Origin of the sequence: Geodermatophilus marinus (assembly GCF_003428645.1) — a bacterium.
Taxonomy (GTDB): domain Bacteria; phylum Actinomycetota; class Actinomycetes; order Mycobacteriales; family Geodermatophilaceae; genus Geodermatophilus.
The window spans coordinates 25,867-36,584 of the sequence record NZ_QVQH01000035.1; the positions used below are offsets into that span (position 1 = coordinate 25,867).

Annotated in this window: 10 protein-coding genes; 6 read left to right on the top strand and 4 right to left on the bottom strand. The window is 74.8% G+C overall.

From position 1 onward, the window contains the following. Nucleotides 1-125: 125 nt before the first annotated feature. The 3 genes from D0Z06_RS23085 to D0Z06_RS23095 form a co-directional block, all read right to left on the bottom strand. Nucleotides 126-1,391 carry a cytochrome P450 gene (locus D0Z06_RS23085; protein ID WP_117379892.1) on the bottom strand — a complete coding sequence of 422 codons (1,266 nt, stop codon included), beginning with the start codon at nt 1,389-1,391 and terminating at the stop codon, nt 126-128. A 146-nt stretch (nt 1,392-1,537) separates the two neighbouring features. Continuing rightward, nucleotides 1,538-2,377, bottom strand: a complete 840-nt coding sequence (locus D0Z06_RS23090; protein ID WP_117379893.1) for a mycofactocin-coupled SDR family oxidoreductase — start codon at nt 2,375-2,377, stop codon at nt 1,538-1,540. A 58-nt stretch (nt 2,378-2,435) separates the two neighbouring features. Then, on the bottom strand, nt 2,436-3,713 hold the full coding sequence (locus tag D0Z06_RS23095; RefSeq protein WP_117379894.1) for a cytochrome P450: 1,278 nt from the start codon (nt 3,711-3,713) through the stop codon (nt 2,436-2,438). A gap of 104 nt (nt 3,714-3,817) precedes the next feature. Here D0Z06_RS23095 and D0Z06_RS23100 point away from each other — a divergent pair, with 104 nt between their 5' ends. The 3 genes from D0Z06_RS23100 (at nt 3,818) to D0Z06_RS23110 (ending at nt 6,075) form a co-directional block, all read left to right on the top strand. Continuing rightward, on the top strand, nt 3,818-4,009 hold the full coding sequence (locus D0Z06_RS23100) for a ferredoxin (protein WP_117379895.1): 192 nt from the start codon (nt 3,818-3,820) through the stop codon (nt 4,007-4,009). A gap of 15 nt (nt 4,010-4,024) precedes the next feature. Continuing rightward, complete coding sequence (locus D0Z06_RS23105) at nt 4,025-5,212, top strand: NAD(P)/FAD-dependent oxidoreductase (protein ID WP_199522492.1); 1,188 nt, start codon at nt 4,025-4,027, stop codon at nt 5,210-5,212. Nucleotides 5,213-5,286: 74 nt separating this feature from the next. After that, nucleotides 5,287-6,075, top strand: a complete 789-nt coding sequence (locus D0Z06_RS23110; protein WP_199522493.1) for a class I SAM-dependent methyltransferase — start codon at nt 5,287-5,289, stop codon at nt 6,073-6,075. Nucleotides 6,076-6,127: 52 nt separating this feature from the next. Here the strand turns inward: D0Z06_RS23110 and D0Z06_RS23115 are convergent, their stop codons facing one another. Then, complete coding sequence (locus D0Z06_RS23115) at nt 6,128-7,369, bottom strand: MFS transporter (RefSeq protein WP_117379897.1); 1,242 nt, start codon at nt 7,367-7,369, stop codon at nt 6,128-6,130. An 80-nt stretch (nt 7,370-7,449) separates the two neighbouring features. On the opposite strand from D0Z06_RS23115, the gene D0Z06_RS23120 reads away from it, so the two are divergent. The 3 genes from D0Z06_RS23120 to D0Z06_RS23130 all read left to right on the top strand — a co-directional run. Beyond that, on the top strand, nt 7,450-9,336 hold the full coding sequence (locus D0Z06_RS23120; RefSeq protein ID WP_117379898.1) for a 2-oxoacid:acceptor oxidoreductase subunit alpha: 1,887 nt from the start codon (nt 7,450-7,452) through the stop codon (nt 9,334-9,336). Continuing rightward, nucleotides 9,333-10,415: a 2-oxoacid:ferredoxin oxidoreductase subunit beta gene (locus D0Z06_RS23125; protein WP_233517910.1), complete on the top strand. Its 1,083-nt coding sequence runs from the start codon at nt 9,333-9,335 to the stop codon at nt 10,413-10,415. The genes D0Z06_RS23120 and D0Z06_RS23125 overlap by 4 nt, the downstream gene beginning before the upstream one ends. A gap of 116 nt (nt 10,416-10,531) precedes the next feature. Continuing rightward, on the top strand, nt 10,532-10,718 hold a 187-nt coding region (locus D0Z06_RS23130), incomplete at its 3' end, for an NAD(P)-binding domain-containing protein (RefSeq protein ID WP_158580064.1).

Sequence of the window (10,718 nt, forward strand, 5' to 3'; positions counted from 1 at the left end):
GCCGACGGCGTCGTCGGCGTGGCTGTGTGATCGGGCTTACCCTATGCATGGTTCGCCTGGTTGAGAAGCCCCCGGTGCCGGCCCGGTCCGCGGCGCCCGGCCGGGCGCCGCGGACCGGGGCGGGGTCACGCCGCGGTCGGGACGTCGAACTCGACCAGCAGGCTCGCCACGCTGCGGGTGTAGAGGCCGACCTCCCGCGGCGTGAAGCCCTCCTGGTAGCGCAGGTTCGGCAGCCGGTCGAGCACGAGGCCCAGCGCGACGGCCATCTCCTCCCGGGCGAGGAGCGAGCCGACGCAGAAGTGCCGGCCGAGGATGAACTGCACGTGGTTGGCGGCCCCGCTGAAGGCCTTGGCCACGTCGAGGTCGGGGCGGTGGATGTCGAAGACGTCCGGGTCCCGGAACTGCCGCTCGTCGCGGTTGGCGGCGGCGAGCATCATGATGCAGGTCGAACCGGCGGGGATCGTGGTGCCCTCGATCCGGACGTCGTCCTCGGTCTGGCGCATGATCATGTGCACCGGGCCGGAGAAGCGCAGCGTCTCGGCGATGACGGCGTCGGCGAGCGACCGGTCGGCGCGGACGGCGGCCATCTGCTCCGGGTGGTCGAGCAGGTTGCGCACCATGCTGGCGATCGCCTTGTCGGTGGTCTCGCCGCCGGCGACCAGCAGCAGGCTGACGAACGCCTTGATCTCCTCGTCGGACATCCGCTGCCCGTCGACCTCGGCCCGGCACAGGCGGGAGAGCAGGTCGTCGCCGTCGCCGGAGCGGCGCTCGCGGATGATCGGCATCATGTAGTCCCGCAGCTCCTCGCGGGTCTGGTCCGCCTGGGCCGTGATCGCCGGGTCGCCGGCCAGGTTGTTCAGGTGGGCCATGATCGAGTGGTACCAGCGGTGGAAGCGCTCCTGGTCGCTCTTGGGCAGGCCCAGCATGTCGACCATCACGTTGATCGGGAACCACGTGGTGAACTCGGCGACCAGGTCGGCCCGTCCGCGGCCCACCAGCCCGTCGGCCAGGTCGGCCGCGGCGCGCTCGACCGCCCGGGTGACCAGCTCGGCGGCGTTGCGGGTGATGACCGGCAGGAAGGCCTCCAGGCCCTTGCCGCGGAAGAACGGGTTGAGCAGGGCGCGGTGGGTGGCGTGCTCCCGGCCCTCCATCTGCAGGATGGTCCGGCCGTGGATGGGCTCGAGCTGCCAGTCGTAGTTGCGGCTCGAGAAGGCCGGGCTGCGGAAGGCCGACGCGCAGTCGGCGTACCGGCTGATCAACCAGCTCTGCGTCGCCTCGTGGTGGTGCGCCGGGTGGAAGTCCCGCAGGACCCGGTGGAAGGGGTAGGGGTCGGCGATGAACTCCGGGGACAGGATGTCCGGGGCCTGCGGGGGCACGGTCGACTGGGCCATGGGGGTGCTCCTGGTGGACTCGGCAGCGCGGCACGAAAGCCTGTGCACCATATGCAGGCTGTGAGCCGGCTCACAAGGAGCGGCCGCCGCCACGGGTCCGTGGCGGCGGCCGCTCCGCGCCGGGGACGACCGGGTCGCCCCCGGGTTCACTTCACGAACGCGCCGGCGTCCACCGGGAACGCCACGCCGGTGACGTAGCGGGCCTCGTCGCTGGCCAGGAACAGCACGGCGTTGCTGATGTCCACCGGCTCGATCCAGGGCACCGGCAGGGTGTTCAGCGACAGGAACCCCGGCATCGCCTTCTCCTGGCTGGGCTCGGGGTCGCCGGGGGAGAACATCGCCCAGGTGCCCGGGTTCTGGATCATGAGCGTGTCGACGTTGGTCGGGTGGATCGTGTTGACCCGGATCGAGTGCGGCCCCAGCTCGTTGGCCAGGGTGCGCATCAGCCCGACGATGCCGTGCTTGCAGGCGACGTAGTGGGCGACGTTCTGGATGCCCTTGAGGCCGCCGATCGAGCTGGTGAACAGGATCGACCCGCCCCGGCCGGCCTCGATCATCGCGGGGATGGCGACCTTGGCGGTGTGGAAGACGCCGGTGAGGTTGACGTCGACCATGTCCTTCCACTGCTCGCCGGTCAGCTCCCACGCCTTGCCGTAGGTGGCGATGCCGGCGTTGGCGACCACGGTGTCCACCCGGCCGAGCTCGGCCAGGCCGGCGTCGAAGGCGGCCTGGAGGGCGCCGAGGTCGCGGACGTCGGCCTTGCGGGCGACGATCCGCCGGTCGAGGGCCTCCACCGCCGCCACCGTCTCGGCCAGCTCCTCCTCGGTGGCCAGCGGGTAGTACGGCGTGACGGTGCCGATGTCCTCGCAGATGTCGACGGCGATGATGTCGGCGCCCTCCTGGGCCAGCCGGACCGCGTGGCTGCGGCCCTGCCCGCGGGCCGCGCCGGTGATGAAGGCGACCTTCCCCTCCATGCGCCCTGCCATGGACCTGCTCCTCTCGTCGGGTGTGCCCGGCTGCGGGCGTTTCCGGTCGTGCGCGGTGTCAGCTGCGGGCGCTGGCGGCGGACACGCCGGCGGGGACGGCCCCCGGCGGCAGCCGCCGCTCACCCGGCGTGAAGGTGACCGGGATCCGCTGCCACCCCTTGTTCACGCCCTGTCGCGGGTAGCGCTTGAGCCCGCTCATGTCGACCGCGTAGTCGGGCATGCGCTCCAGGACCTGCTTGAGCATCTCCTTGGCCATCCGCTTGCCGAAGTGCGAGCCCGCGCAGCGGTGCACGCCGACGCCGAAGGCCAGGTGCCGGTTGGGCCAGCGGTGGATGTCGATCTCGTCGGGGTTCTCGAACTGCTGCTCGTCCCGGTTGGCCGACGACCACGCCAGCAGCGCCCGGTCGCCGACGCCCATCGGGCAGCCGTGGAACTCGGTCTCCTCGAGCACCGTGCGGGCCAGCGCCTGGGTGGGGGAGAAGAAGCGCAGGAACTCCTCGATCGCCCGGTCCAGCAGCGACGGGTCGTCGATGAGCTCCTGGCGGACGTCGGGGTGCTCGTAGAGCCAGACGAGGGCCTGGCTGACCAGCGAGGCCGTCGTCCCGACGCCGCCGCTGACCAGCAGCTCGACGATCGAGAAGACCTCCTCCTCGGTGATCGGCCGGCCGTCGACCTCCTGCTGCACCAGGTAGCTGATGACGTCGTCGCGGGGCTCCGCGGCGCGGGCGGCGATCGTCTGCCGCATCTGCTCCGAGCACCAGGGCAGGTCGACCTCCACCGCCTGCTTGTAGACCGGGCTGTCCGTCGGCTCGGCCAGCGTGGCCTGGTGGGAGCGGGCGTAGACCTGCCAGTGCTGCACGTCGAGCCCGAGCCAGTCGATGGTGCAGATCGCGGGGACGCCGATGACCTGGGCGAGGTCGGCCTGGCCGGACTCGATGAGCTCGTCGACGAACCAGGTGGTCCACCGGACGATCATGTCCTCGATCCGTGCCACGGCCGCGGGTGAGGCGATCGGGTTGATGACCTTGCGGAACGCGCGGAACTCCGGCGGGTCCAGCTCGATCGGGATGTGCTTGTGCATCGGCGTCTTCGGGATGACGACCGACAGCCCGGGGCCGCCGTACTGGTCGAGGCGCTGGGAGGAGAAGACGTCGTCGTCCCGGGCGGCCTCGAACACCGACTCGTAGTCGGTCAGCACCCAGAAGCCGCCGTAGGCCTCCGACCACGCGACAGGATGGGTCTGCCGCAGCGCGCGGTAGCTGCCGACCGTGTCGTCGGCGTGCTCCTGCGAGTGGTGGTCGAAGTGGACGACGGGACACCGACCGCGGGCCTGCATGTGGTCTCCGTCTCTGTTCTCCGTCACAGTGTGATAATGCTTATCCTGGTTTTGCTCTGTCAACAGGGTGGGGCGGTGTCGCCCGCACCCGGAGGGGAACGACCATGCACGTCTCTGTCGACCTGAACGTCTGCCAGGGGCACGGCGTCTGCCACATGACCGCTCCGGACGTGTTCGAGCTCGACGAGGAGGACGGCCACGCCATCGTCATGGTGGACCCCGTCCCCGCCGAGCTCGAGGCCGACGCGCAGCTCGCCGCCGACAGCTGCCCCGAGCGGGCGATCACGGTCTCCTGACCGGGCATCCCTGACATGCGCATCGTCGTCGTGGGGGCCTCGCTGGCCGGCGTCCGCACGGTCGAGGGGCTGCGCCGCCGCGGCAGCGACGCCGACGTCGTGCTCGTCGCCGGCGAGCCCGGTGCCGCCGACGGCGTCGCCGTCGACCGGCCGCCGCTGTCCAAGGCCTTCCTCGCCTCGCCGGACGCCGAGGCGGCGCCGCTGACCACGCGGGAGAAGCTCGGGGCGCTGGGCGTCGAGCTGGTGCCCGGCCGCGCCGTCGACCTCGACCTCGGCGCCCGGCGGGTGGGCCTGCACGGCGGCGAGAGCGTGGCCTTCGACCGGCTGGTCGTCGCCACGGGCTCCTCGCCGCGCACCGTCCCCGGCCTGGAGCCGGTCCCGGGGGTGTTCACCCTCCGCACCGCGGCCGACGCCGCTGCCATCCGGGCGGCCTGCACCGAGGACGCCCGGGTGGTCGTGGTCGGCGGGGGGTTCATCGGCGCGGAGGTCGCCTGGACGCTGCGGCAGCTGGGCCGGCCGGTCGCGCTGGTCGAGCCCCTGCCCACGCTCATGGTGCGCGGGCTGGGCCCCGAGCTGGGCGCCGCCATGACCCGCCGGCACGCCGCGGCCGGGGTCGACCTGCACCTGGGGACCTCGGTGGCCGGCCTCGAGGGCCGGGACCGGGTCGAGGGGGTGCGGCTGACCGACGGCACGCGGCTGCCGGCCGACGTCGTCGTCCTCGGGGTGGGCACGGTGCCGGAGACCGGCTGGCTGGCCGGCTCCGGCCTCGACCTGCGCGACGGGGTGGTCTGCGACGAGCACCTGGCCGCGGTCGGCGCCGAGGGCGTGCACGCGGTGGGGGACGTCGCCCGGTGGCACCACCCCCGCTACGGGGTGGACGTCCGGGTCGAGCACTGGACCAACGCGGTGGAGACCGCCGGCGTGGTCGCCGCCGACCTCGCCGGCGAGCGGGCGGTGCACGACGCGCTGCCCTACGTCTGGACCGACCAGCTCGGCGGGCGGCTGCAGGTCTTCGGCCAGGTGCGCCCCGGGGACGAGGTGCGGGTCGTCTCCGGCGACCTCGACGGCTCCTTCGTCGCGATCACCGGCGGGGAGGGGCAGCTGCGCGGCCTCGTCGGCCTCGGCGCGGTCAAGCAGCTCATGCCCTTCCGCAGGCTGCTGCTCGCCGGCGCCGGGTGGGACGAGGCGCTCGCCGCCGCCTGAGCCGCCCGGGGGTCGGTGGCACCCGCGGTCGCCGGGAGCCCCTCCCCGGTCCCCGTCGATCGTAGGCTGCCGCCGTGGGTCCGGACGTGTGGGCCAGCGGGGCGGCCTACGAGCCGTACGTGGGCCGGTGGAGCCGAAAGGTGGCCGCCGAGTTCCTGCGGTGGCTGGCCGTCGGCCGCGGGGCGCGGTGGGTCGACGTGGGGTGCGGCACCGGGGCGGTGACGGAGGCGGTGCTCCGGCAGGCGGACCCCGCCGCGGTGCTCGGGGTGGACGCGTCCGCGGCCTACGCCGAGCACGCCCGCGCGCACCTCCCCGACCCGCGGGCGCGGTTCGTCGTCGGCTCGGCGGGCGCGCTGCCGATCGGGGACGCGCGGGCGGACGCGGTCGTCGGCGGGTTGGTGCTCAACTTCGTGCCCGACGCGGCGCAGGCGGTGGCGGAGATGGCCCGCGTGGCCCGGCCCGGCGGCACGGTCGGCGCGTACGTGTGGGACTACGCGGGCGGGATGCAGCTGATCCGCCGGTTCTGGGACGCCGCGGCGGCGCTGGACCCGCGGGCCCGGGAACTGGACGAGGGGGCGCGCTTCCCGCTGTGCCGCCCCGGGCCGCTGCGGAGCCTGTTCACCGGCGCCGGCCTGGTCGACGTCCGGGTCCACCCGGTCGACGTGCCGACCCGCTTCCGCGACTTCGACGACTGCTGGACGCCGTTCCTCGGCGGGCAGGGCCCCGCGCCCGGGTACGCCGTGTCGCTCGCCGAGGACCGGCGCAGCGAGTTGCGCGAGCACCTCCGCGTGCGGCTGCCGTACGACCCGGACGGGTCCATCCCGCTGTCGGCCCGCGCCTGGGCCGTGCGCGGCGGGCGGTGACCCGGCGGCCCTCCCGTGCGGGCGAGGTCGACCACCCCCGCGGCCGACGGGCTCAGGTGCGGACGTCCCCGACCAGCCCGGTCGTGGACGCCGAGCGTGCCCGCACGCCGGCGGCCGCCGGGGGCACCCGGCGCTGGACGACCGCGTAGGAGACCACCGACAGCGCCATGGCCGCGGCGGTGACCGCCCACGGCACGTCGTAGCCGCCGGTGGCGTCGGCCAGGGCGCCGAACGCCAGGGGGGAGACCAGCGCGCCCAGGTAGTAGCCGCACGACATCACCGCGGTCGCCCGGCCCACCGCGTGCGGTGCCCGGTCGACGGCGACCGCGTGCGCGAACCCGGCGCCGACCATCGCGCCGAGCAGCCCCGCCAGCGCACCCAGGGCCACCAGGGCCAGGCCGAGGTGGGTGCCCGCCCACAGCAGCAGCGTGCCGGCCAGGCTGGTGGCGCAGATGCGGGCGGCGGTGCTCGCCCGGCGGGCCGGTCCCCGGCGGTCGCTGCGGCGCGCGGCCAGGACCATCGCCACGGTGCCCGCGCCGGTGCCGGTCGCCGACACCAGCCCCGCGACGGTGGGGGCGACGCCGCCGTCGACCAGGCTCACCACCAGCCAGGCGGAGAGCGGGTTGGTGCCGATGACGAAGCAGGTGGCCGCCAGCGCCACCCAGGCGAAGCCGCGCGGCAGCCGGGCATGCCCGTGCGGCCCGGTGCCGGCGGGGCCGGGACGCCGGCTGGGCAGCCAGGCGAGGGCGAGCGCCGCGTTGACCGCGGCCAGGCCGGCGAGGGCGAGGCAGACGCCCCGCCAGCCCACCGCCGCAGCCGCCGCCGGCCCGGCCAGCGCCATCACCGTCAGCAGCCCGGGGATGCCCGCGGTCTTCACGGCCACCGCGCCGGCGGCCTGGTCGGCCCGGGACACCGCCGTCACGGCGACGCTGGTCCCGGCGTTGAGGAAGGCGTAGCCGCAGCCGATGACCACGCTGGTCACGAGCAGCGCGGGCAGCGAGCCGACGGCGGCGACGACCGCCAGGCCGGCGGCGGTGAGGGCCTGGTCCCCGGCCACCCACCAGCGTGCCCCGAGCCGATCGACCAGCCCGGAACCGAGCAGGGACGTCACCCCGGTGGCGCCGTAGAACAGGCCGACGACGAGACCGAGCTGGGCGCCGGTGAGGTCGAGGTCGGCGACCAGGGCGGGGCCGAGGTAGCCCACCAGCGGCATCGGCACCGCCCCCAGCCCCATGGCGAGGGTGCTCACCCCCAGGACGGCGGAGCGGGCCGGAGCCTCGCGGGTTCCCCTCATCAGTGCTAATGCTTATCCTAGTTTGACCCGCCGGGGAACCCGTCGTACCCGGCGCCACCCCTCGCACCCCCGGAGGCGCGATGACCAGCACCGCCGCGGCGGGCACCGACGCCCGTCCGACACAGCCGCGCTCCCGCGTGGTGATCCGCTTCGCCGGGGACTCCGGGGACGGCATGCAGCTGACCGGGGACCGGTTCACCGCGGAGGCCGCGGCGTTCGGCAACGACCTCGCGACGCTGCCCAACTTCCCCGCCGAGATCCGGGCGCCGCACGGCACCCTGGCCGGGGTCTCCAGCTTCCAGCTGCACTTCGCCGACCACGACATCCTCACGCCCGGGGACCGGCCCGACGTGCTGGTGGCGATGAACCCGGCGGCGCTCAAGGCCAACGTCGGGGAGCTGCCGGCGGGCGGGGTGCTGATCGTCGACACCGACGAGTTCACCCGCCGCAACCTGGCCAAGGTCGGCTACGCCGCCGACCCCCTGGAGGACGGTTCGCTGGCGCCCTACGCGGTGCACCGGGTCGCGATGACCTCGCTGACCACGGCGGCGCTCGCCGAGCTCGGGGTGGGCAAGAAGGACGCCGAGCGGGCCAAGAACATGTTCGCCCTCGGCCTGCTGTCCTGGATGTACTCCCGCCCCACCGGGGGCACCGAGGCGTGGCTGCGCGCGAAGTTCGCCCGACGCCCGGAGATCGCCGAGGCCAACGTGGTCGCCTTCCGCACCGGGCACGCCTACGGGGAGACCACCGAGGCCTTCGCCGTCCCGTACGAGGTGGCGCCCGCGGTCCTGCCGGACGGCACCTACCGGCAGGTCACCGGCAACCTCGCGCTGGCCTACGGCCTGGTCGCCGCCGGCGTGCGCTCCGGCCTGCCGGTCTTCCTCGGCAGCTACCCGATCACCCCGGCCTCCGACATCCTGCACGAGCTGTCCCGGCTCAAGCGCTTCGGCGTGACCACCTTCCAGGCCGAGGACGAGATCGCCGCGGTCGGCGCCGCCCTCGGCGCGGCCTACGGCGGGGCGCTGGGGGTGACCTCGACCTCCGGCCCGGGCGTGGCGCTCAAGAGCGAGGCGGTCGGGCTCGCGGTCATGACCGAGCTGCCCCTGGTCGTCGTCGACGTCCAGCGGGGCGGGCCGTCCACGGGGCTGCCGACCAAGACCGAGCAGGCCGACCTGCTGCAGGTGCTCTTCGGCCGCAACGGCGAGTCCCCCGTGCCCGTCGTCGCCCCCCGCTCACCGGCCGACGCCTTCGACGCCGCCCTGGAGGCCGCGCGGATCGCCCTGGCCTACCGGACGCCGGTCTTCCTGCTCTCCGACGGCGCGATCGCCAACGGCTCGGAACCCTGGCGGCTGCCCGAGGTCGAGGAGCTGCCCGCCCTCGCGGTGGAGTTCGCCACCGAGCCGAACGGGCCGGACGGGGAGTTCCTGCCCTACCTGCGGGACCCGGAGACCCTGACCCGCCCGTGGGCCGTCCCGGGCACCCCGGGCCTGACCCACCGGATCGGCGGCCTGGAGAAGGCCGACCGGACCGGGGACATCTCCTACGACCCGGCCAACCACGAGCTCATGGTCCGGGTCCGGCAGGCCAAGGTCGACGGCATCGCCGTCCCCGACCTCGAGGTGGAGGACCCGACCGGGGACGCCGACGTCCTCGTGCTGGGCTGGGGGTCGACCTGGGGCCCGATCGGCGCGGCCGTGCGGCGGCTGCGCACCGCCGGGCACCGCGTGGCCCGGGCCCACCTGCGGCACCTCAACCCGCTGCCGGCCGACACCGGCGCGGTGCTGCGCTCGTACCGCCGCGTCGTCGTCCCGGAGATGAACCTCGGCCAGCTGGCGCTCCTCCTGCAGGGCCGCTTCACGGTGCCGGTGGAGTCGGTGACCAAGGTCGCCGGGCTGCCCTTCGGCGCCGCCGAGCTGGCCGAGCGCCTCACCCCGTACGTGGAGGAGAAGGAGCAGGTGACCGCGTGAGCACCGATCTGGGCATGCCCGCCGTCGGCGGGCTGGACCTCGTCCCGGCCGCCGACGCCCCGCAGAAGGCCAAGGACTACACCAGCGACCAGGAGGTGCGCTGGTGCCCCGGCTGCGGGGACTACGCCGTGCTGGCCGCCGTCCGCTCCTTCCTGCCGGCGCTGTCGATCCGGCGGGAGAACGCGGTCTTCATCTCGGGGATCGGCTGCTCGTCGCGGTTCCCGTACTACCTCGACACCTACGGCATGCACTCCATCCACGGCCGGGCCCCGGCCATCGCCACCGGCCTGGCCACCTCCCGCCCGGACCTGTCGGTGTTCGTGGTCACCGGCGACGGCGACGCCCTCTCCATCGGCGGCAACCACCTCGTCCACGCGCTGCGGCGCAACGTGAACATCACGATCCTGCTGTTCGACAACCGGATCTACGGCCTGACGAAGGGCCAGTACTCGCCCACCAGCGAGGTCGGCAAGGTCACCAAGTCCACCCCCGAGGGCTCGGTGGACGCGCCGTTCAACCCGCTGGCGCTGGCGCTGGGCGCCGACGCCACCTTCGTCGCCCGGGTGATGGACTCCGACCGGAAGGGCCTCACCGAGGTGCTCGAGGCGGCGGCCCGGCACCGCGGCGCCTCGCTGGTGCAGATCTACCAGGACTGCCCGATCTTCAACGACGGCTCGTTCGACGTGCTGCGCCGCCCGGACGACGCGGAGTCGCGGGTGATCGCCGTCCGCCACGGCGAGCCGATCACGTTCGGGACCGACGGCCGGTGGGCCGTCGTCCGCCGGGGGTTCGGCCTCGCGGTCGCGCCGGCCGCCGAGGTCGCGCCGGAGGACGTCGTCGTGCACGACGCCACCGACCCCGGGCTGGCCCACGCCCTCGCCCGGCTCTCGGACCAGGACCTCGAGCACGTCGTGCTCGGCGTGCTGCGCCAGGTCTCCCGCCCCACCTACGACGACCTCGCCCGCGCGCAGGTCGCCGCCGCCGTCGACGCCGGGGGCGCGGACCTGCGCGCGCTCGTGCACGGCGGCGACACCTGGACCGTCCGGGACGGTGCGGTGACCACCGCGGCGCAGCCGTGAGCGGGCCGCCGCTCGGGCCCGGCGCCGAGCCGCTGCCGGACGGCGCCGTGGCCGGTCACCACCGGCCCGCCCCCACCCGCACCGCCTGACCGACCCCACGACCCGGGAGGACCCCCGTGACCGCTACCCGCCCCACCCGCTCGCCGCACGACCTGCCCGACGTCGCCCGCCTGACCGTCGGCGTGCTGGGGGGCACCGGGCCGCAGGGGCGGGGGCTGGCGGTGCGGCTGGCCGCGGCCGGGCAGCGGGTGCTGCTGGGCGGGCGGGACGCCGAGCGGTGCGCCGAGGTGGCCGCGGGGGTGG